This window comes from Brasilonema octagenarum UFV-OR1 (assembly GCF_963888615.1).
In the GTDB taxonomy this organism is placed as follows: Bacteria; Cyanobacteriota; Cyanobacteriia; order Cyanobacteriales; family Nostocaceae; genus Brasilonema; species Brasilonema sennae.
Genome location: NZ_CAWPKW010000187.1, coordinates 16,369 through 39,000 on the forward strand (window position 1 = coordinate 16,369; position 22,632 = coordinate 39,000).

12 protein-coding genes and 2 pseudogenes are annotated in these 22,632 nt (G+C 41.9%); 4 read left to right on the forward strand and 10 right to left on the reverse strand.

Translation table 11 applies throughout. From position 1 onward, the window contains the following. Positions 1 to 41: 41 nt before the first annotated feature. The 4 genes from AC5590_RS13035 to AC5590_RS13050 form a co-directional block, all read right to left on the reverse strand. Complete coding sequence (locus tag AC5590_RS13035) at positions 42 to 2,384, reverse strand: COG1470 family protein (protein ID WP_169264107.1); 2,343 nt, start codon at positions 2,382 to 2,384, stop codon at positions 42 to 44. Positions 2,385 to 2,396: 12 nt separating this feature from the next. After that, on the reverse strand, positions 2,397 to 4,640 hold the full coding sequence (locus AC5590_RS13040) for a WD40 repeat domain-containing protein (protein WP_169264108.1): 2,244 nt from the start codon (positions 4,638 to 4,640) through the stop codon (positions 2,397 to 2,399). 111 nt (positions 4,641 to 4,751) lie between these two features. Further along, on the reverse strand, positions 4,752 to 7,439 hold the full coding sequence (locus tag AC5590_RS13045; protein WP_169264109.1) for an ABC transporter ATP-binding protein/permease: 2,688 nt from the start codon (positions 7,437 to 7,439) through the stop codon (positions 4,752 to 4,754). A 399-nt stretch (positions 7,440 to 7,838) separates the two neighbouring features. Next, positions 7,839 to 9,491 (reverse strand): serine/threonine protein kinase, encoded by a 1,653-nt coding sequence (locus AC5590_RS13050; protein WP_169264110.1) that lies wholly within the window; start codon positions 9,489 to 9,491, stop codon positions 7,839 to 7,841. 186 nt (positions 9,492 to 9,677) lie between these two features. On the opposite strand from AC5590_RS13050, the gene AC5590_RS13055 reads away from it, so the two are divergent. Both AC5590_RS13055 and AC5590_RS13060 read left to right on the forward strand, forming a co-directional pair. Then, positions 9,678 to 10,943 carry a Pvc16 family protein gene (locus tag AC5590_RS13055; RefSeq protein ID WP_169264111.1) on the forward strand — a complete coding sequence of 422 codons (1,266 nt, stop codon included), beginning with the start codon at positions 9,678 to 9,680 and terminating at the stop codon, positions 10,941 to 10,943. A gap of 550 nt (positions 10,944 to 11,493) precedes the next feature. Next, complete coding sequence (locus AC5590_RS13060) at positions 11,494 to 12,489, forward strand: FHA domain-containing protein (RefSeq protein WP_169264112.1); 996 nt, start codon at positions 11,494 to 11,496, stop codon at positions 12,487 to 12,489. A 234-nt stretch (positions 12,490 to 12,723) separates the two neighbouring features. On the opposite strand, the gene AC5590_RS13065 is transcribed toward AC5590_RS13060, so the two are convergent. Next, entirely contained in the window at positions 12,724 to 12,897 is a 174-nt protein-coding gene (locus tag AC5590_RS13065; protein ID WP_169264113.1) for a hypothetical protein, read from the reverse strand. Between the two features lie 228 nt (positions 12,898 to 13,125). Here AC5590_RS13065 and AC5590_RS13070 point away from each other — a divergent pair, with 228 nt between their 5' ends. Together AC5590_RS13070 and AC5590_RS13075 are read left to right on the forward strand one after the other, a co-directional pair. After that, a complete protein-coding gene (locus tag AC5590_RS13070) occupies positions 13,126 to 13,272 on the forward strand; it encodes a hypothetical protein (RefSeq protein ID WP_169264114.1) in 147 nt (48 codons plus the stop codon). A 17-nt stretch (positions 13,273 to 13,289) separates the two neighbouring features. Further along, positions 13,290 to 15,269, forward strand: coding sequence for an ATP-binding protein (locus AC5590_RS13075; protein ID WP_169264115.1), 1,980 nt, complete (start codon positions 13,290 to 13,292; stop codon positions 15,267 to 15,269). A gap of 430 nt (positions 15,270 to 15,699) precedes the next feature. Here AC5590_RS13075 and AC5590_RS13080 read toward each other — a convergent pair whose 3' ends face one another. The 5 genes and pseudogenes from AC5590_RS13080 to AC5590_RS13100 all read right to left on the reverse strand — a co-directional run bounded on the left by AC5590_RS13080 (position 15,700) and on the right by AC5590_RS13100 (position 22,227). Then, positions 15,700 to 18,366, reverse strand: coding sequence for an eCIS core domain-containing protein (locus AC5590_RS13080; RefSeq protein WP_169264116.1), 2,667 nt, complete (start codon positions 18,364 to 18,366; stop codon positions 15,700 to 15,702). Between the two features lie 429 nt (positions 18,367 to 18,795). Then, a pseudogene (locus tag AC5590_RS13085) lies at positions 18,796 to 19,347 on the reverse strand (IS630 family transposase); the annotation flags it as partial. Next, complete coding sequence (locus tag AC5590_RS13090) at positions 19,323 to 19,751, reverse strand: helix-turn-helix domain-containing protein (protein WP_246163648.1); 429 nt, start codon at positions 19,749 to 19,751, stop codon at positions 19,323 to 19,325. The gene AC5590_RS13090 and the pseudogene AC5590_RS13085, both read right to left, overlap by 25 nt. Positions 19,752 to 19,818: 67 nt before the next feature. Further along, positions 19,819 to 20,396: pseudogene (locus tag AC5590_RS13095) on the reverse strand (ISAzo13-like element transposase-related protein); the annotation flags it as partial. Positions 20,397 to 20,562: 166 nt separating this feature from the next. Then, positions 20,563 to 22,227 (reverse strand): eCIS core domain-containing protein, encoded by a 1,665-nt coding sequence (locus AC5590_RS13100; protein WP_211178347.1) that lies wholly within the window; start codon positions 22,225 to 22,227, stop codon positions 20,563 to 20,565. Positions 22,228 to 22,632: the final 405 nt, after the last annotated feature.

A 22,632-nucleotide genomic window follows, 5' to 3' on the forward strand; every position in this document is an offset into this window, starting at 1 on the left:
CCCGACTTTTTTACCTCCATGTTGAATACTGTATCAATGAGCTAAAGATTTGAATTAGGAGCCACAGGTTGTGGAGCGGGCTGACGTTCATTGTTTTTTTTAGGGATTAGAGTTTTGGGTATTGAAACAGGTTTATCAATAACTGTAATTGAAAAGATTCTGTTATCCAAAGGTTTACCAGATTTATCAGTCACAATCAGTTCAATTTTGGGTTCTAAGGCTTTAATTGCCTTAGTTTCTACTTTGCCTAAAGGCTTTACCTTTCTTCCCTCAGTTGACAGATAAACGTTAATTTCTTCATCCCCCTCAACTTTCCACTCCAAAATAAGAGGTTGACCATTTTCCAAGTTCCGTGTTCTTTCTTCATTTCCATTAAGTCTGAAATAAACAATCTTCGTAGGCTTGATTTTGACTTCAATCATTCCTTCAATAGATTTAGAATTAGGTTGTTTGCAAGACTTATAACAAGCTTGTAATTCAAAAGAGTACTTACCTGCTGTGGTAGAACTTGCTACAGGAACATTTATACAAGTAAGCGTTTCATTTTGTTCAATTTGTTGTAAACTACACAGATTTTTAGATTGAGTTTTAGATGGAATTTTAGACTGACCTTTAAGTGAATTTTTAGGTTGACTGACAGGTGGACTATTGAGTTGACTGGGAATTGCCCAATTATTACCCTGTTTGAAGGTATAAGTTATTGGTTGTCCAACGGGTGTTTGACCATCTTGTTTGGTAACAATATTAAGTACGGAAAGCTGTTTTGGATTTTTAATGTCCCAACTCAAAAGGATTGGTTGACCTTTGATATAATCATATTTATTTGGACGAACGCTAACAACCTCTGGTGCAGGTAACGCAACAATTTCAACTTCAGACGTTTTAGCAGTAACACGTTTACCATTACGAAGGTCTGCTGTTAACTCAAAAGAATACTTACCTGGTGTTGTTGCATCTGTTTTAAATTCATTGCATGATAGTACTTCTTGTTGTAGCTTGCTGCATTTTTTATCTAATTCATCAGGAATTCCTTTACCAAAGTCAAAAACTCTTGGCTTGCTGGGTACTGGTCCATTAGTTTTTAATTCTAACTTTTTCAACTGATTAAAATTATATATATTCCAACTTAAGGTTATGCTCTGATCACCCTCTCGATAACTAGAGCTATCAGATCTCAAATCTTCCAATCTTAAAGGGTCGGGATTTAAGAGCCGCCAAATGAGAAACGCTACCCCTCCAACTAATCCTAAAGCTATCAAAATCAGCGACAATAATTGCCAAATAGGACGGGATTTCCACACCAAAGTTCCCTTTGGTAGTGTTTCTGGAACGGGTAATCCTTGTATATCTTCGATGTCAATTTGAAAGTTGATAACAAGACCTTCCCCAAAAAATGGTCGCCGCCACCATTGATTAGGCTTAACCTCTAAAGACACGGCACTACTTTTACCGGGAAACACTTTTGTTTGTGGAGGAGCGTATTTATACGTGCAAAGTTCTTCTTCATCGCAACTTTTGGCACTTACCCTCAATTCGCGCACCAGATTGCTTTGGTTAGCAATTTTCACCTCATACTTCCCAGAAGTGCGACTGACTTTTCCCAAAAGGGTATTTAACTCAACACCCAAATGATATGTTTCTGGAACTTGTATGTATACCAAATCTAGCAGAACTAACTCTGGAGAGTTGCGAGAATACAGCCGGATTGTAGGGGAGTAACTACCAGCGAGGGTATTAGCAGGAGGATGAAATTGCAAAAAGATTTGACCAACTGAACTGGGGTTGAGTTCTAGTTTGTTTCTATCCAAGAGCAATCCCTGTGCTTCCAAACCAGTTGCAGGATAACGAATCGTGATCCAATCTTCTTCAAAATCTGGACAAACTAAGCGGAAACTGTCTACCTGTAAGGAGCGATTTTCAACTGTAGCAACAATCTGTAAAGGATTGCCCTTATAAATAAGTTGGTTGTGAGGGTTTGTGGTGGGCTGGAGTGAAAAAGTGGGGTCATTTGCTCGAATCGCAGTCTGTTCTTTCAGCAGAACCCTAACTTGGCGAGCAAAATGTATCGGTGTATTTTGTGGATAATGCTCGGGGGCGTCTACAACTAGAGTATAGTGATAGGTTCCTGGCTGAGCGTTAAATGGGATTTGAAACTCAAAACTCACCTCGTTACTTTGTTGAGGACTGAGTGCCAAACGTTCGCGAGGAGGAACAAACGACGGATCGATGCTTTGAAATCCTTCATCAAAAAAGACATCTATAATAGCACTTTGGTCACCCTGATTTATGATGACAGCATGAACCTCCAAGGTATCACCAGGCATTCCATCTTGAACGCCTGGTGGATTAATAATGACATACAACGGACTGGGTTTGGCTTGCATCCATCGACTCCGTTACTTGATCGAGTGTAATTTTACTTGGGAATCTACACTGCCACTGACGACGATTTGGTCTTTTAGATTTAAGTCAATAGCTGAAATTCCAAGGGAATTTTGGTTGAAATTTGGGTAAATTTTATTACCTTTTGAGAATTTTTTGTCCAGCATTCCTTTTGGGGTTAAGTACCAAAGCATGATGCGTCCGTCATCTCCAGCACTCACCAGTTTGCCGCCATCCTGATTGAAGTTTACAAATGCGATACTGCGTACCACACCGCCACTACGTGTATCCCACCTATCAAGTTGCTGAGCACAATTTTTCTGAATCTGTTGTTTTGAAGCAACGTTAGTCAAGCATTGCCTTAAATCCCATATTCCAATGAATCCAAAAGAATCAGACGTTGCTAAGATATTGGGGGAATCTGGAGCAAAGGCTATGCTGTGAATATACTTGTTCTCAGGGGTGTCTTGACCATCACGTGCTTTTTGTTCTAAAACACGTGGATATTTGGTGTTCCAATTGGAAATTATAAAGAAACTTCTATGGCTACCAGCAGCCACTAATGTTTTTTCATCAGGGCTAAGAGCTAAAGCTTGTATTTGGTAACTTTGATTAAATTGTTTTTCTAGGTCAATAATGAGTTTATAGTTGGAAGCGAAATCCCCATTCGGAGACGGCCTTTCCCACAATAATATCTTGCCACTGCCATCCCCGCTCAGGAGCGAACGGGAGTCTTTAGTAAAGAGGAGGTCAAAAACTTGACCAAATTTCATGTTTACGCCAGCCGGTTTCAGTTTTTGTTTTGGCTTTGTACGTAATTGTTTTTGCTCTGTAGGTAAATCCCACAGTTGAATTTCCCCATTTTCCAAACCTGCTGCCACACGGTTGCTATCTTGTGGCATGAAGCGCAAGGAATACACCGGAACATTAGTCACTCCCAACAAACCCGTAGGATTTTGAGATTTGCCACAGGCAACAGGCGCTTTTTCAGGTACACGTCCTTGTGGCTTTAAGATATTTGAGTCAAGCTTCCAACTCCGAAGCGTGCAATCTTGTGAACCACTGACAATTCGGGTAAGATCGCCATTAAAACGAACTGCCCGGACGTTGTCAGTATGTGTAACTATAGGAGGAAGTCTTTGCAGTAACGCTAATAGTGCTGCTAGTAGTGCTAAAATTGCAAGTTGCAACCACAGAGGAATTATCGGCAAAACCTGCAACTCAAGAATTTGGGTAGCAGGATCTGTACTACCTAAACTAGGGTTAGACAATATAGATTTGGCTTCAAAAAGTAGAGTTTTTCCCCATCCTATCCAAGGTCGTTTTGTTGTCACCTTTAAGAGAACTGGAGTTGTTTCTCCTATATTAAGCTCGGCGTTTTCAGGTATCACTTGGAAATGACATTTTTGGTAGTTTCTACCCTGAACCTCCACATTGACATATTGTTGTAAATTACTAGCATTTTTGAAGAGCAGTTTAAACGTGGTTGATTTAGACTTCCAGTTAGGTAACCATCTACGCGAGCTAGGAATAATTTGTTTTTGGGGATCTACACTAAACTCTACAAAACCTATTGGTAAAACTTCCAGAATGCCTTGAGCTTTTGCCGATATATTATCCCGGCTCGTGGCTTCTACTGTATATATATAGTCCTGACTGAGGATTTTATTGGCTGATGGAGGTTGGCATTGGAAAGTTGTTTCTGCTTGACCTAATGGATCTACCATCACCCGTCGTTGTAAGGGTTTAACTATCCAAGATGGATCAAGATCGAGAAAATTGAGAACAACGTCAATTGGTGTTTGACCTAAGTTTCGTACCCGCACTGGTACATCAACAGAATTTTGAGGGTAAACTTGAACGCGTACCACAGGTAATTCCACCCTTAAAAGTGTAGGTCTGTCACCTTGCTCGATTTTTAAACGCACGACCACTCTGGTTTCTGTGCGTAATTGAGGCGAGTAAATTCTGACTGTGAGGTTGACTGTCCCCACAAATCCAGGTATGGGAGTGTCTTGAATAAGGATACGGAATGGAGTTGTACTACCGGGAGGTTGTGCTGAAGCGACTTCTGGTGATAACATGTACCAACGGTATCCTGGAGTATTGGTAGATCCAGCTGCAAGAATTTCTAGTTGAAAATCAGCAAACTGATTGCTGTCATTGTTAACAATAACATCAAACCAAGCTGGTTCGCCACCTGGTTGAAAGGTTACGCTTTGAGTTGAAACACTGGCACTAATCAAACGATTTTCCATATAGCGATTATTTTATGCTTTAACTGAAGCTGATTGCATAGATGAAACAATTTCCTAAGCTTTTCCACACTGGAAACAGAGAAATATACAAGTTTAGTGTTATATCTTTGACTAAATGATATCCTTGCGCTGTTGCACGCCTAAAAGAATACCGAACATGGCCAGTATCACTAAGCCTAAAATCGTCCAATGCTTGGTGACATTTACCTTAAACATTTCCCCATAATCTTGATAAAATCTATCGATGACTCCTTCTGCTGCTCCAATGGCAGTTTGATATTTTTGCTTCCAATCACTGTATTTATTCTGCCAGCTTTCTATCTCTCGATTGTATTCATTTACCTTCTCCTTATATTCCGATAACTTTTGCGGTTCGCTTGGTGGATTGCCTGGAAATTTTGGCTTCTTTGGTTCTGGTTGATCCACGACAGGATCATATTTGGCTTTCAATCCGGGAAATTTACAACTTTGGAAAAGTTTTGTACCCAAACACTTGCAGCGTTGATTTTTTTCTGTGTCTGTCAATTGTTTGCGCTGGGCTTCTGATAGTTGCCAGCACTCATCCTCAGCAACGTCGCGACCTAGTTCAGTAATGGTGACTAATGCTTCAAAAGACCACTTTGTGAGAGTAATGTGATTAATAAGTTGACCTGGCATACCAAAACTGTTGAGGGGTAGCATTCCACCACCAAAGGTGATTTGGGGAACTAAGAAAATAATTGTTAGCAAGGGTGCCATGTTTTGGTTTGGTGACAAAGCTGATACTAGTAACCCCATCACCATGCCAGCAATTGTGGCAAGTACTAAGGTCACATACATACTCACCAAAGTTTCTGCACCACCAGGAATCTCTACGGCTAGTTTTTTGGTAAGTAAAAAAATCGCTGCTTGATACAAAGCCAGTAGCACCCCAATCCAGACTTTAGAGAGGATATAAGGTATGATTTGCAACCCAATTGCGCGTTCTCGCCGATAAATTTCCACTTCTTTGACAATTTCGCGCATTGTTGCTAAACTTCCCACTAGCACGGCAATTAAAGCTGTCGTAAAGAGCATGGTGATTGCCTGACCTGCATCTCCTTTATCAGGATCGAATAAAGTTCTTTGCCAAGTGATAAAGTCTAGTATTCCTAAAATGGGTGCGATCGCCAGCATCAGTATTAAGCTTGCGCGATCGCGCATCAAAATAGCTAGATTCCTTTGGGATAAGATGAGAAATTGCTGCCAACCAGATATGTTCTTTGTTTGACTGGCTGAGTGTTGCTGCTTTGGTCTTCCTTGCTGTGCGTCACTTTGCGGCTGTGGCAAAATACTTTGACGCTCAACAACGTATTTTTGATATTGAGGTGATTCTTTGTAGCGCCTTTGCCACTCTTCTGGTGACAGTTCGTCCTCGACTTTGTCGTAAATTTCATCAAACTCCTGCACTCCAAAGTATTGGATTGCTTCTTGTGGTGATCCAAAGTAGGCAACTCGACCTCCTTTAGCTAAGAAAACTACGAGGTCGCACAATGTGACATTTTTAGTTGCGTGAGTGATGAGTAAAATGGTGCGACCTTGGTCAGCCAATTTACGCAAAAGCCGCATAATTTGAGCTTCGGTTCCCGGATCTAGACCGGAAGTTGCTTCATCTAAAAAGAAGAGGCTGGGCTTAGTAAGAAGTTCCACACCTATAGAGACTCGTTTGCGTTGACCACCACTGAGACTTTTTACGGGAACATTTTGTCGGTGGGTCAACTCCAGATCGTCGAGGACTTCATTCAGGCGCTGTTGTCGTTCTGCATCAGTCGTATCAGCTGGCATTCTCAAACGGGCAGCAAAGTCAAGGGCTTGACGGACTGTTAATTCCTTGTGAATGATGTCATCTTGAGGAACATAGCCGAGTTGAGTCCGGTAAGCATTGAAATTTTTGTATAAATCTGTATTATTAACCAATACGGAGCCACTTGTGGCAGGGCGGAAGCCATTAAGAGCATCTAACAGAGTTGATTTACCACCACCACTGACTCCTGCAATCACCACAAACTCCCGTGGCATAATTGATAAGGAAATATCATTCAGTAATGTCGTGCCCTTACCCACGACTTTTCTGAGGTTGACAGCATCAAGCCGCAGATTTCCTTGTTCGTCTTCTCGTATAATTTTTTCATCCGTATGTAAGACCATGCGACTCGGTCCTATGCGGATAGTATCTCCCGCTCTCAAAAGACGAGCCTCATGAATTGGCTTACCATTTACAAAAGTGCCGTTAGTCGAACTTAGGTCAGTAATGTAAAGCGAACCATCTTTTCGTTCTATATGGGTGTGGAAACGCGACACTGTAGGATGTTCAATGGCAATATCGTTTTTGCGATCGCGTCCTATGCTAAAAGAAGAGCGTCCTCGTAAATCCAGTACCGTCGTTGGTAACGCTATGGCAGTTGAGTTTGCAGGAGGTTCAAAGACTGTAGCCTCTTGTCTGTTAACAGGCATCTGCGGGGGTAGAACATTGACATCCGTCAAAAAACGCACGTCAAAAGAGCCAATGCGGATAGTGTCTCCATGAGTAAGGGGTATGGGTACTTGGGGGTTGACTCTATCTTGGTTCACCCATGTACCGCAGTAACTGCTGAGGTCTGTAATAAAGTAGCGATCGCCATTCCAATTGAGTTCAGCGTGATACCGAGAGACATTGGCTTCGCTCAAAACGACAGTGTTTTCTTCTTCACGACCTATACCTACAACGTTCTGGTCGAGTAAGAATTCCTTTTGCAATTTATCGTCTTTAATAATTTCGAGTCTTGCACGAGGTACCGACATAGACTTCATTTAGGAACAATTATATGAATATCGTATTTAGATAGGTGTGTCTTTTTGACGCCAAAATTCTTTAGCCAATTGCTAAAATGTAGCCACAAGAATTGCCCAACTTAAAGCTTCCATTTGCTCCAAAAATTCTAATGTATTCAGCCGTCCACCTTTAGTGGCCACAGTTTGGGTCAAGCGTTAACTTACCATATTGCGGCGTTTCTCAGGTGTATACTGAAGCTTTTTGAAGATTATCTCACTTCCTAAGTTTTATAGAATATTAGACTTTCGTCGAATTTTGTCTTTCCCCAATTGAATTTAAGGCTGATACAAAACACTAAAGTAAGTATATCGTCGTTGCTTTTCCTAGTGAATTATACGAAAGTCGGCAAATCTCTAAATTTTTGCCCATTATGCGATGTTTTTTTGAGCTTCTTGATAACGGGGACTCGTCTGGGGAATTTTGCGTGCTTCTTCAATTGCCTCTTTTAACTTATTTTCATTCGCTAATTTCCGTGCGTATTCTATTCGGCAAGAATTTAGGTATTTTTGAGCTTCTGTGTCAAGGTTGAAATCTGCCGGTACGAGTTCTGCTATAGAAATACACTCCTGATAGTTCCCCTGTCGCTGTAAGCTTGGAGTCTTATCGATAACTCTGCGAGATTGTGAAAAAGCGTATGCTATTCCACCCACTACCACAAGCCCAATCCCGATTCCAAGGACTATCGCCAGATTCATGGGAAGTTTGCGAGCTTCTCTGTGCCCTGCATTTTGTTGTATATTTGTTTCCTTAACAGCATTTCTACTGTCTGGGTTTGAGGGAGGTTGCGGCTGAAATAGAGTTGGTTCTCGATTCCGACCAGTGGGTGGTTGTGGCGGTTGTTGTTGGAAGAGAGTTTCTTCGCGATTTTGACCGCCTGATGGTTGCTGGGCTGGAGTTTGTCCTTCATCGCCCTCGCCATTTGGCTTGAGAAGTCGAGCAATTGTTTGATTATTTGACTGTTCTGTTTGTGAAGATCGAGCCGCCGTTTCACTATCAAAATCCTCTGCTTCCAAAGGTCGAGGGACTGTTTCATCATTAGAGCCTTCTTGCTGTCGGGGTTGAGGTATGATCTCGATATGGTGACCTTTAGTCGTAGAGTTAGTGACGGCTTGTAGCGCTCTATTCAATTCTTTTACAGTTGCAAAGCGCTCGTCGGGATTTTTTTGCAAACACCTGATGACCACTGCTTCGAGTTCTGGGGACAACTGTTCGCATCCCGGTTGCGATCGCAGTGATTTAGGCGGTTGGGAGGTGTGAGCGAAGATCCAAGATGCTTCACTTATACTGCGAGATTTAATACTAAAGCCAAAGGGATCTGCTGCACTTAACATTTCATAAAGGATGATGCCCAAGCTGTAAATATCTGCTCGTCCATCTAAATCTCGATCACCTTTCAACTGTTCTGGTGCTGCATACCGAAATGTCCCGAGAAACGTACTTGTCAGATTTGTTTGCTCGGAAGATTCGTTCCTGATTTTTGCAATACCAAAATCTAGAATTTTTACCCACTCTCCAAGTTCTGTTGGGATGATAAATATATTGTCTGGCTTTAGGTCACGATGAACTACCCGGATATGCTCGCTTGTTTTTGCCCCATCCTGCCATAGAGTGACTCCTTCATGAGCCAGTTGCAAACCCAGACAGACTTGGATCATAATTGCTACAGTTCGCTCAACCGTGAGTCGCTTTTCTTTTAGCAATAACTCTCGCAATGTTTTTCCACGCAGATACTCCATCACGTAGAATGGAATATCTCCAGTGACTCCAGCGTCTATAATTTTGACAATATGCTCGTTTGGAAGAGCAGCGCACACTGCAATCTCACGTTCAAAACGCTTCCTCATTTCTTCAGAGGCTACAAAGGTTCCCTTTAGCAGTTTCAATGCTACCTGCTGACCCACACGCATGTCGATCGCTTGGTAAACATCTCCCATCCCGCCCCCTCCCAGGCGCTTCTCCAAGCGATACCGCTTATTATCACCAATTAAGCGACCAATCCATGATGAATCTGAGGAGTTCATTTGGCAGAATCTATCCCATATTGTCTTGAAGATTTTGTTCTAGACACAGTGAATCCTAACACAAAGAAAGTTTGAGTAGTTTAAGGATAGATGGTGATGGTAATCTTATCCTACAAAGGTCTAGATTTTTAGTCAAAATTTTAGCATCAATCTTCATAATTAATTATTTTTCTATGAGGAATGAGTATGAGTCATACACTCTCTTTAGTAGCCGTAACAGCAGTACTGAAAGATTTGTTAGAAAATGGATTGGTCAATGACTCGATCACTGCTAGTATCGGTGATGTTATTGTCACTGCTCTACCACCGGATCGCATTTCAGTAGGAACTGACGAGCGTGCTCAAATCAATTTATTTCTCTATCAAGTAACGCAAAATCGCAATGTTGACTGGATAGCTCAAGAAATACCAGGTAAGCGCCCGCCAACAGTTAAAGAAATACGTTCTGCAAATCCACCCCTTGCCCTTGACTTGCACTACTTATTAACAGCCTACGGAGCCAAAGATTTTCAATCCGAGCTTTTACTGGGGTATGTAATGCAGTTGTTGCATGAGATGCCAGTTTTGACCTCTGATATTATAGAAACAGCATTGAAAAATGCATCGGCAGTCAATACATCGAGTGTTTTGTCTCAAGCGCTCTCTTCTGTATCTATCTCTGATTTGGCTGAAAACATAAGGCAAATCAAAATCAGCCCAGAATTCTTTAGCATGGAAGAGACCTCCAAGCTGTGGTCTGCTTTACAAACAAATTATCGTCCATCAGCTGCCTATCGCGTATCAATGGTAGCGATAAAAAGCCGAAACTCTAATAGATATTCCCATACAATACCGTTATCAAGACCGATTGTAGAGGAAGTCGCAGCCCGAGCAGGGTCAATGCCAGAGATTGTGGCTGGTAGCATCCTACTGATTCGCGGAAAACAGTTGCGTGGCGATCTAACGCGGATACGGCTGAGTGTTGTGGAGTCACTGTTAGAGCCTCAAGATGTGATAGAGACCCAGATTAGCCTATCACTGCCACCAAATCTATATGCTGGCATACATGGTGTCCAAGTGGTACACCTTAAGTTGGGAGCAACGGGTATGCAATACTGTGAAATTGAATCTAACATTGTGCCTTTCGTACTGCATCCAACGATTGCCGCGTCAAAGGCTCATGTTCAAGAGGATGGTAATAAATTATATTCAGGAGAAATCTCTATTCAGTGCCACCCTAAAGTCGGAAAAGCGCAAAGGGTGACTTTACTACTTTATGAGGCTTCAAGTTATGGAGCAGAGTCTTACTCCTTCTGCGCAGCCCCACGCGATGAGGATACAAAGTTGTTAGCAGTTCCTGTCAATAATGTTAGGGCAGGAACTTATTTAGTACAGATACAAGTAGATGGGGCAGAAAGCCCCCTCCAAACCAATCAAGCTGGGCAGTATGATTCGCCACAGATAATTATATGAGCAATCAGTGGTACGACTTCCTACTCCCCACTTCAGAACGAACCGCCTTAAGTTTAGTCTACGCACTTGAAAATAGCTGTAAGTTAGTCGAGTGCTAGCCTAAGCGCGGGTTTTGTTTAGTGATGGTACACCACATTGTAAGGGCGTTCGCAGGCATGGCGTTCCGTGTACGTGAATTTTAATGAGTGACGAGCAGCTATAAAAATTCGACTTATGTCCAATCCCTAACAGTAAGCTTAAGTGAAAAAATAAATATAGCAATAATTCTATTTGAGTTGTGAACAATTCATCTGGGCTGTTGAATGTTAACAGTCAATGGTCAACATGCAACAGTCTTAACTCAATATTCACGAATCCTCCACGGATTGCTATACCCATTACTATGCAACATATATGTCGCGCTTAATAAATTCAGTTACGTAAAGAGAGTTTTAACTAGTCCAGCGCGGTATAAATAACCAAACAGTTGAAAATAGCTTAAAACCCAGTCTATATAGTATTCTTCTCTCCTATCTCCTGACTCCCCGTACTAGTTAATAGAGTAAAAGCTATGAAAGTAAAAATTTTTAATTTGGTAAAAAATGTTCAAGTCAGCTTGCTAGACTTTGATGAAATATTAGCTCATAAAGACAGATGCCTACTAGGCCGTTCTCCCGACTGCGACATAGTTTTGGATAGTCCTGATATCAGTCGAGTACATGGTAATTTTTTTCGGCAGAATGGAGAAATTTATTATACTGACATTGGTAGCAAAAATGGCTCCAAAGTTAACGATAAGATTACAGAATTGAATCAAAATTATCTTTTAAACTCTGGAGATGTTATTGAGGCTGGCGAATTTGTCATTACAATTGCAGAAAGCGTTGAAGTTCCTGAAGATGTCACAATTGTTAAAGCTCTGGATGTAACCGTAATTTCACCTAAGCGCATTAATACGGAAGTCCAACCTGCGGAAAATTCTGGTGCTTTAGTTAAAGTGCCAGCGCCAAATCCTGAAGATAACGATCCAAAATACCAAACCAAGGTATTATTTGTCGCGATTAATCAACGCATCATATCAGAATTGAAAGCAGCAGGAAACTTGACACGGGAGACGTATATTAAAACGGTACGTCAAGCTCGTGAAACAGTCGAGAATAAAAAGCTTATAGATCCAGAGGAACTCGAAAAAGAAGCACAGAAGTACTGGCAATCACTGTCAAAAGGAACTTCAACTCTCGGTAGTCGTTTGGGATCTGCTACTGTTAAGGGAGCTACAAATCTGGGAACTCGTCTGGGATCTGCTGCTAAAGCTGCTTTTAGTGCTGCTTGGAAAGAAATGACTGCTCCTAAATCTAATTTTGAAAAAGAACCCAGTCAGTCTCAGGCAATAAGTCATCCACCAGAAGCAATTATCTCTGAGGAAAATCCCATACAACCTTCTAATCCTGAGTTAAACCAGCCTACTACGGAAACTAATCTACATCCCACTCGTTCTGAAGATACTACTGATCTAAATTTGGAAAATCAGGTGAAAGATAAGCTTCCTGAAGAGTGCTCAAACTGATAACGGTAAAAGTAAAAAGTTAAAAGTCAAAAACCGAGTTTCTTTATTTTTTGTTGAGAAACTCGGTTTTTTCGGTCTTGTTGAGAATAGTGCAATATCTGTAGGACTTACGCAAACAATAGCTAAAACCCTTATTTTCACGTAGGGGCAATTCATGAATTGCCCCTACAGCGTTTACTTTTGCGTAAGTCCTAATCTGTTCTTTGAATGCAGGCTTGTCTCACTAAAAAAATATCAATTGTGTTTGTCTTCCTCGTATGGCTTGGGTTTTTGTCGTTCAAACTGCTGATTAACAGTGTCTCTCACTTTTTGCTCAGCAGCGTTCGTTGCATCATAAGTTACACGATTGATAATACTACTAAACAAGTTTCCAAAGAATCTTGTAATTTCTTGGATAATGTCTTGCATAATTTTATATCCTAAAATTGTCACTTAAATTCTTAACTTTACCGTTCTACAATGAAGGTAGCATGGCTTAAATGTAGGAGACTATTAATCAAAGGTCGAGTCAATTAACAGTTAAACGTTAGCAAATAAGAATGCTTATATTAAACTTCTAAACTTTAGTCAATTTTTACTACCGCTCCTCAAGGATTAGTATTAGGAAATTGATTGCCTTTGCTTGCTGCTTTCAAGATGAATTGCACACCCACTACTCCTTGGTACAAAATTAATGATGACTATCTACACACTTTTGTCTGGAACTTACTTATTACAGATGCACAGATGCAAGTAGATGGAGCAGAAAGCCTCCTCCAAACCAATCAAGATGAGCAGTATTAGTTAATACAATTAATTACATGGGTAATCAGTGGTACGACGCAAACCAACAGTATTTATCTGCATCTATAGCCTTGATAAGGCATTTATTAGAGCAGTACTCCGTGAATTCGCTTAACCCTGCTGATAAATTAAGTAATAATGATAAATATGAGCAAGCTTTACAAAAAGCTGCTGAGGCAATGCCCGCCCCATCGGCGTTAGAAAGAATTTGTCAGATTTTTGATCTCTCAGCCTTTGAACGCGATGTACTTCTATTATGTGCGGCAATGGAGTTGAGTAATGACTTTGCTAGTGTATGTAGTGCAGCTCAACCAGAAGGGCAAAAAGCTTATCCTACGTTAGGTCTAGCCTTAGCGGCTTTACCAAACCCGCATTGGGATGCGATCGCCCCATATGCGCCTTTGCGTCGTTGGCGTTTGATTCAAATAGGAGAAGGTCATGCACTGACTCTGTGTCCGCTACGAATTGACGAAAGAATTTTACACTATTTAGTTGGAATACAATATCTTGACGAACGGTTGTCTGGCATGATAGAGCCGTTGCAATCTAGCAATGATTTAGTGCCGTCACATCAAACTGTGGCAGAGAAAGCAGCAGCCGTTTTGTTGCACACTCCTACCACGGGAGAATTGCCAAGCATCCAATTTTATGGTATAGAATATGCAAATAAACGTGATATTGCAGTCACGGTGTGTGAGATGTTGGGTTTGCAGCTAAACACAATTTCTGCACAGGTGGTTCCGGTGATACCAAATGAATTAGATAATTTTATTCGTTTGTGGAATCGGGAGATACTTTTAAATGCGAGTGCTTTGCTGATAAACTGCGATGAATTAGATACAAGTGACGTGGCTCGTCTGAGGGCGATCGCACATTTAATTGAGCGTTTGAACGGTGTCTTAATGATTACCAGTCGAGAAAGAATGACCGTAAAACAACGCCCAACTGTTAGCTTTGATATTCACAAACCAACCTTAGAGGAGCAAGGTGCAGTGTGGCGAGAGGCACTCAGTGATTTGGTTCCTCAATTAAACGGTTCGGTCAACACTTTGGTGAATCAGTTCAACTTGAACACCGTTAGCATTCAAGCAGCTTGTGCGGAAGTCGCAGGACACTTAAGCCAAAAACCGGAAAACGATATTAATAATATTTTATGGGATGTTTGCCGAATACAAGCACGCCCGCGTTTAGATGAACTCGCCCAGAGAATTGAACCAGCGGCTGGTTGGGAAGACTTAGTGCTACCGCCGTTGCAGAAACAGATATTGCATGAAGTAGCAGCCCATGTACGCCAACGAAGCACTGTATATGAATCGTGGGGATTTGGTGGCAAAAGTGCGCGGGGATTAGGTATTACCGCCCTTTTTGCAGGTGCTAGCGGTACAGGTAAAACTTTAGCGGCGGAAGTTTTAGCAAATGAGTTGCGTCTCGATCTTTATCGTATTGACTTATCTTCAGTCATTAGTAAGTATATTGGTGAGACAGAGAAGAATTTGCGGCAAGTCTTTGATACCGCAGAAGAAGGCGGGGTTATTTTATTATTTGATGAAGCTGATGCGTTATTTGGCAAGCGCAGTGAAGTCAAAGACAGTCGCGATCGCCATGCCAATATTGAAGTCAGTTACCTATTGCAACGCATGGAAGCTTACCCCGGCTTGGCAGTTTTGACAACTAATCTTAAGAGTTCGATAGATACAGCATTTCTCCGCCGGATTCGCTTTGTCCTTCAGTTTCCTTTCCCAGACGCTATTCAACGGGCTGAAATTTGGCGGCGGGTTTTCCCAACGAGTACTCCCACACAAGGGTTAGACGCGATGAAGTTGGCAAAGCTGAATGTTGCAGGGGGTAACATCCGCAATATTGCTCTCAACGCGGCTTTTCTCGCTGCTGATGCTAGAGAATCTGTGCAGATGAAACACTTGCTACGTGCAGCCCAAAGTGAGTATTCCAAATTGGAGAAACCTTTGACTGATGCAGAAGTTGGTAGTTGGACTTGATCTAAAGTTTAGACTATTGTCGATAATGGTGGCAGATTCAAAGACTATATAATACGAAGTTGCGAAACATAATATTTTTATAGTTAAACCTGTAAATAATGGGACGATGCGCCATCTCCCGTAAGCCTCCGACGTTCAAGTCCCTTTTGCTCTCGAATGGATGATTGGGTGATTTTGGCAGCTACGCGATGGAAGTTGCGGAGGGCGATTCGGGCTGTGAATGAGGTGATGTCCGAGGTTGTTGGTGGAGCAGCACCCGGACAAAACCTTTTCCTTTTTTCGCTTTTTTCTTGCTTCTTTTCCTGGTTTTTTCGGTCGCTACACTTGTTTTTTTCGTCCTGTTTTTTTCTTCTTTTTATACCCTTCTCGTGGTCTGCTTTTTGCCTTCTGTCTTCCCTCGCACGCCCTCTTTTTCCTTTCTTTTTTCCTCTTATATTTTATCCGGGTGCCTTAGCATCACCGCTCTTACTTCTTGCTTTGTTGGCTGAAGTCCCGTATTTAGCAGCAGGTAGAATAGGTCCTTGCCATACGCCCCTGGATAGTGGTATGCGAGGTTCTGGGAATTCCACAAGGCTAGTACTTCTTCATAATTGTGTCCCACCGCTAAGCCTCTAGTTTTCAGTTGTTGTGCGCCGAGATTCCCGTGATCCGTTAGCACATGGAGTGATAACGGTCCTTTGTTTTTTTCCCTTTTTCTTCTCTCTATCGCTTCTCGGATCATGTCGTACCTCACACTTTGGATCGCCTGTTCTATTGTCATATCTGTGTAGCTGTTCGCCCAGCCAGAAGGTTGTAACTGCCGATCTTGATATATGCCTGGGTGTTCTAGTCCCGGTGATATCGTTATGATTTTTCCGTCCCCCTTTCCTTGTTCTATTGCTTTTATCGTACCAGTCAGATGCAGACCTATCCTCCATTCGCGTATCCCGTATTCTTTTCCCGCGCTGCCTCCAGCTCCAAAGGTCACTTGAGATAAATAGGTTTTTTTGCTCGCATCCTTTTTGATGCTAAAGGGGACTGCTGTATTATTAAACATGGCTATATCGTAGAAGCCGCTATTAACAGTATTTTTTAAAAATTGACTCACAACTTTGTTCGTTGGTTGCCAATGGTTTTTTGCCACCTTCACATCTTGGTCGCCCATCTGTGGTGCTTTCATTTCTATTTCTATTCTCAACCGGTTTTTTTTATCAAAATATTCATTTTCACCTCTCAACTGCTGTTCTCGTAGCGCTTGGAATTGTAGCGCATTGGGACCTCCCAAACTGTTGATAAAAAAATTTATCTGATGTAACCACTGTTCGAGTGTCAAAAACCGCTCAGGTATTTGATCGCTATAAAGCATGGCTATGTCGCTTATAAAATCAGGTGGCAAGTTAATCTCCTGCAATCCAATCCCCTGCACATCTTCCGTGTGCGTGACATAAGGGATCATGTCCCTCGTATTTCTTACATCACATTCTATTCCTGATAAAAATGTTGTGGGGCAAGACCATGCTCTGAGAAACTTATCGGTACTTTGGCTGCTATTTTCGTTCTGATGGTAGTAAAGGGTGTTGAACTCCCTGCGGTCCATTTTCTCTCCCATCTTGTCGAATGTTGCTCCGTCTCCTCTATGTGCAATTACCTTCAGTTTTTGATCTTCTTCGAGTGCTTTCCATTGTCTTGTGTAGTTGGCCCACCAGTCTTTGACTTCCTGTACGTCTTTTGGGTAGATAACATTAAGCGCTAACCCTATCAATCTGTTTAATTCCACGCCTGTGGGGTGAAGTTCGGGTGGCAACGCTTTCTCCATAGGTATGGATCGAATGTTTGGTGGTTTTTTGGTTTTTATAAATTGGTCGAGTATTTGGGCTGCCCTTATCCCATTGGGATCACGGGGGAATTTCTTCTTAATTAGCCCTGATATCCTATTTACTTTTCTTACATTCTTTTCTTTTAATCTTTCGGATAGTTTTATTCCCTCGAATCCTACCCACAATTCAGGGTTTTCGCTGTACCACAATTCAGGGTTTTCACTGACTTTTTTGTGCAGTTCTGTTTCCGTTATTTCGTCATTTTTTCCCCTTTTCTGGACAAGGGTGTTTGTTGAGTGTGTTCTAAGTTGGATTGATTTATTTAACTGGTCGGACTTGGCATCGGTGTGCACTTTCACACCACTTGTATCTGCCCCAAACGCAGACTCCGCCAAGGTGACGGCGGTTGGGGGTGATTTCTCAGTTACCTGAGATTGCGATCGCTGTACTGCACTCCCATTCTGCTGCGCTACATGAGCCACCTCATGAAAAATCAATTTCTGCCCCTCTCGACTCGCTGGATTATATTCTCCCTTGCCAAAGAATACATCCTGCCTCGTCGTAAACGCTCGCGCCTGTATCGCCCGACTCAACTGGTCAGCTTTAGTATCTGTATGAACTTTCACTCTACTGAAATCAGCCCCCAAAAACTGCTCCATCGGTTTTCTGACATTATCAGCTAGTGGCTGTCCACCACCCCTTGCTTGGTTGATGGCAGTTTCTAAGCCCGCTGTAGCAGTCATTTCACCTTCCGCAGCTTTTAGCTGTAACATTGGCTTCATTTGAAGGTCTTTCTCTTCTTCAGAAATTTCCTCTCGCTGCACATTTTGACCTGCCTGCCCAGATACAGGTGTATTAATCTGTTTGACAATTTGTGCTGCTACTCGGTCTGCCTCCTGTTCGTACTTATCTCCCGGCTCTCCAATCGTAAGTTTCGTTTGAACCGCAAGCTTTGATGGTACATCAGGACGACTTATGGGGATATTGGCAAAGTTGCTACCATTGCTCGATGCGTGTTGGAGTCTCCTATGCAACAAGCCACTCATTTTCGCCTGCAAGACTGTGAGTCGTTCCTGTCCCTCTGGCGTTATAGTGCGATACTTCGCGTGAAGCTTTAATTTCGTCGCCTCAACTTGGTGCTGTTGAAATTCTTGATTCTCTGTTTCCCTTTGCGAGAGAGGCTTATCAGATTGCGGTTGAGCTTGGGCAATAAAAGGGCGCGACTGGAACTGACTTCTTACTGGGTTTGAAGCGAACGAGTCAGCTTTTTTGTGTTTGTGGATGTGCAACCGTTTGTTCATTGCCAACCTCAGAACTTAACTGTGGATGATCTAAACATTATCTCATCCATCATTGCCTGAATCCATTAGACATTAGTCGAATATTTGTTGGCGCTGCTTCTTTGCAATCGCACGCGAATCAAACTTCATGCATGGGCGAACGCAAGACTATTAAGACTGTCGCTACAAGATTAGCGATAAGGGACTTCCAAGGAATAAATTATTCCAAAAAAACTAGCAATAGGATTATTAAAAGAATGATTATCATTATGAAGAATAGAAAAGAGGTTGCCGAAGGCAACCTCTTTTCTATCTCATCTACGCATAAAAAGTCTGCACACTTATCATTGATTGAAAGTGAAAAAATGTAAACACGGGATAATTTTCAGCTGAAAGATTACGGCTATAAAAGTTAAGTCATGCTGGTTTTACCACAACATATAGCGGTTCTCAGTTGGGTGCAATATAGTAGCAGCAGTGGGTGAACCAGCCAATAATGTCTTGTTTGGTGACAGCATTGAAGGCATTTGTAATAGCTTCGTCTAACTCAAGATATGTTCTAGCAGCTTGTGAACGCAAAAACTCTTTGACCTTCGACCAACAGTTTTCAATTGGTGAAAAATCAGGAGAATAAGGGGATAAGTATACGAGCTTTGCGCCAACGGCTTCAATAGCTTCTCGGATACCTGTGACTTTATGAGAACTGAAGTTATCCATAACCACAGTTGCGCCCGGCCAAAGATTCGGAACTAAAACTTGAGTGATATATGTTTGAAATGCTGACGCATTAGTACCACCAGTAAAAGTCATAGCAGCAATGATGCCTTCTGTGGACATTGCTCCAATCATCGTCACATTTTTTCCCCGACCGTCAGGACGCTCGCCATAAGCACGACTACCTTGAGGCGAACGAGCGAAACGTCTAGTCATCGCAATGTTAACTCCAGCCTCATCGATGAATATCAAGTCCTCTAAATTTACTGAACCAATGGTTGTCCAATACTCTGCTCTAAGTTTTTGGACTCGTTCTGTATATTTTTCGCTCGCGTGTAATGTTTTTTTTTCCGTGTTAAATTCAGTTTTTGGGTGATTCTGCCCATTGTGGAGCGACTAACTTTAACACCTGTCCGCCCTTCTAATCGGTCGCATAACTCCACTAGAATTGCATCATTATCTTCTTCTATCAATGCGGCTACCAGTACCATCTGTTCACTACTGAGTTTAGCCGTGTTCCCCCCTCCATGTGGCTTTGGCTCAACTGTTCCAGTGTTTCGATATTGCTTCAGTAATTTCTGGATAAAAGTTAAACTCACACTAAATCTTTTTGCGAGGTTTCGTTGAGACCCTTCTTGATTTTTATACGCATCAATTACTTTTTTGCGGAGGTCAGTGGAGTATGCTTTCATCCTAAATGCACTTTGTTATGACTTTGATCATCTTCCCACCTTTTGTATTTCACTCAAGCGGGAACCGCTATATATCAATAAACCAATTCCCTAAAATTGGAAAAATTTCATGATGAGAATTGGTTAAGCGTTGAATCTGATTCTCAATCTGAGCTATAGCTTTTTTTGTAAGCTTGATTCCAGTTTTATATGTTTTATTTATCAATTTAACAATTATATTTTTCCCATTCCACGTCATACTAGATGCAAAATTTAAAGCTGTTTCTATTTCATCTAGGATACTACCATTCTAATGATTTTCTAATACTGCCCATGTCCTCTCTATCGGATTATATTTACTATGGTATGGAGGATAGTAAGCTAATCGTATATTTAATTTATATTGATTGGCAAACTCTACTATACGTTTCATAAATTGAGTACGTCGAGAGCTATTTTGCGGTCCGCTATCTTGGTTAATTAGTAGTGTTTGAACTAACGGAAAGCGATGTCTTTGTTCTAACAAAAATCTTCTAAAACATCAATAATAAAGTCACTCGCAACTTTTGACTCAGTAAAGTACAGAAATAGTTCATCAAAGTTTGGAAGGAAGATACCGTAAGGAGTGACAGTTGTTTTTGGTTCATAATCATGGTCTGATGCCTTAGCCCCATCCCATCCTTGACAGGTTAAGGATGCCTAGATACCTTTGTGTTGCACGAACGTTTTTATGTCTCCATCCTTTATGGTATCATAAATTAATGAAAGGAAATTTCGAGCGATTTTAACATTAAATTGCGATTTCTGAGAAGCGTAGTGAAGAGCCATGATTTTAATCGATTTCCATTGCAGACCTTGTATCATCTACAGCCCTGTTATCCCTTGGAAAAGAAAAAATTCCTCGTGTTGGCTTGTCTTTCTGTAATTTTATTAAGATACTATTATATTCTTTTTTATATTGGTTGTAAACATGATTTGCTCCATCTTGAATGTATGAAATAACTTTTTCTTGAGGTACTCCTCTTCCTCTAGACATTGAGCTTTCTAAAAATTCAATATTGGATGCATTAATATTGTCACCATAAGGGTTATCCCCCTTGTAAAACTGGTCTAATCTTTGTATTTTGTAATTGTTCCACGCATCTACTACTACTGTTGTTTCTGGGTTTAAATCCTGCGGTCGCTTAACACTCTTATCTGATGTGATTACGAGCGCATGATCATAAGAATTGTTAGGATTCACCATTCTCGCTTTATAAACGGGTTGCTCTTTTGTATTATCCATAATGTGTGTGTAAATTACATTTGCAAATTCCCCGCAATTTCCAGCTTGTATGAGACTCGTGAGTATTGCATGAAAACGTGTTTCATCCTTGAGAATATTTTCTATCTCTTGAGCGAATCCTTTATCCAACAGTGGTTGATTCAAAAGGTCTTGTTCCAATACCTGTCTTATTTTGTTTTTGCATTCTCTCACAAACCTCACCTTAGCTAGACTCTCATAACGTGTTTCATCTACGCTACCCCTTCTGTTGCCTCTCCTGATTTCCTTGTTTACTGTATATGTAGATGCCTCTTCCTCCCCAACTCTCTGTATCACTTCATAACTACTCACCCCCGTTTTCACGTGAATATCCTTACTCCGTTGCACTACATTCTTATTCTGCTGTACCACATGAGTCAACTCATGCGCCAGCAACTCCTGTCCGCCCCAACTCCTTGGATTATATTCCCCCTGCCGAAAGAACACATTCTGTCCCGTCGTAAAAGCACGAGCCTGAATTGATTGATTCAACTGGTCTGATTGTCTATCCGTATGAATCTTTACACTACTAAAATCAGCCCCAAATGCCTGTTCCATTGGTTCTCGGATGCTATCTGCTAGAAGTTGCCCACCGCCCCGTGCCTGTTGAATTGACGCTTCCACTTCAGGTGCGGCAGTCATCCCACTCTTCCCAGGCTGAAGCTGTAACATTGGCTTCATTTGAAGGTCTTTCTCTTCTTCAGAAATTTCCTCTCGCTGCACATTTTGACCTGCCTGCCCAGATACAGGTGTATTAATCTGTTTGACAATTTGTGCTGCTACTCGGTCTGCCTCCTGTTCGTACTTATCTCCCGGCTCTCCAATCGTAAGTTTCGTTTGAACCGCAAGCTTTGATGGTGCATCAGGACGACTTATGGGGATATTGGCAAGGTTGCGACCTTTGCTCGATGCGTGTTCCAGTCTCCTCTGCAACAAGCCACTCATTTTAGCCTGCAAGACTGTGAGTCGTTCCTGTCCCTCTGGGGTGATAGCGCCATACTTCGCCTGGATCTCTAGTTTCGTCGCCTCAAACTTCTGCTGTTGAAATTCTTGATTCTCTGTTTCCGTTTGTGTTAGAGGGTTCTGTGATTGCGGTTGAGCTTGGGCAATAAAAGGGCGCGACTGCAACTGACTTCTTACTGGGTTTGAAGCGGACGAGTCAGCTTTCTTGTGGATGTGCGATCGTTTGTTCATTGCCTACCTCAGAACTCAACTGTGGGTAATCAAAACATATTATCTCACCCAGGATTGCCTTAATTTATTAGACATTAGTCGAATATTTGTTAGCGCTCCTTCTTTGCAATCGCACATTCATCAAACTTCAATCTGGGCGAACGCAAAACTATTAATGTCGCTACAAGAAAGCGCGATCGCACTGGCCGTGAATGAGGTGATGTCCCAGGTTTTTGATTGAGCAGCACCCAGACAAAACCTTTATTGGGAGAATCGCTTCGTTTGGGGTTGGCGTGGTGCATTCACTAAGTAACGCACCCGACAAGATCAGGTGATCGCACTACAACAAGATCGGCGATCGCACTCGTTGCATTAAGCGATCGCCCTTCCAGTTTTTCCCAACCCGCGATCGCACTTCAAGCTCAA

What these genes read in the sequence shown, in the direction of transcription:
- AC5590_RS13035 (WP_169264107.1), bottom strand. Translation starts at nt 2,384, where the DNA reads ATGCAAGCCAAACCCAGTCCGTTGTATGTCATTATTAATCCACCAGGC.
- AC5590_RS13040 (WP_169264108.1), bottom strand. Translation starts at nt 4,640, where the DNA reads ATGGAAAATCGTTTGATTAGTGCCAGTGTTTCAACTCAAAGCGTAACC.
- AC5590_RS13045 (WP_169264109.1), bottom strand. Translation starts at nt 7,439, where the DNA reads ATGTCGGTACCTCGTGCAAGACTCGAAATTATTAAAGACGATAAATTG.
- AC5590_RS13050 (WP_169264110.1), bottom strand. Translation starts at nt 9,491, where the DNA reads ATGAACTCCTCAGATTCATCATGGATTGGTCGCTTAATTGGTGATAAT.
- AC5590_RS13055 (WP_169264111.1), top strand. Translation starts at nt 9,678, where the DNA reads ATGAGTCATACACTCTCTTTAGTAGCCGTAACAGCAGTACTGAAAGAT.
- AC5590_RS13060 (WP_169264112.1), top strand. Translation starts at nt 11,494, where the DNA reads ATGAAAGTAAAAATTTTTAATTTGGTAAAAAATGTTCAAGTCAGCTTG.
- AC5590_RS13065 (WP_169264113.1), bottom strand. Translation starts at nt 12,897, where the DNA reads ATGCAAGACATTATCCAAGAAATTACAAGATTCTTTGGAAACTTGTTT.
- AC5590_RS13070 (WP_169264114.1), top strand. Translation starts at nt 13,126, where the DNA reads ATGAATTGCACACCCACTACTCCTTGGTACAAAATTAATGATGACTAT.
- AC5590_RS13075 (WP_169264115.1), top strand. Translation starts at nt 13,290, where the DNA reads ATGGGTAATCAGTGGTACGACGCAAACCAACAGTATTTATCTGCATCT.
- AC5590_RS13080 (WP_169264116.1), bottom strand. Translation starts at nt 18,366, where the DNA reads ATGAACAAACGGTTGCACATCCACAAACACAAAAAAGCTGACTCGTTC.
- AC5590_RS13090 (WP_246163648.1), bottom strand. Translation starts at nt 19,751, where the DNA reads ATGAAAGCATACTCCACTGACCTCCGCAAAAAAGTAATTGATGCGTAT.
- AC5590_RS13100 (WP_211178347.1), bottom strand. Translation starts at nt 22,227, where the DNA reads ATGAACAAACGATCGCACATCCACAAGAAAGCTGACTCGTCCGCTTCA.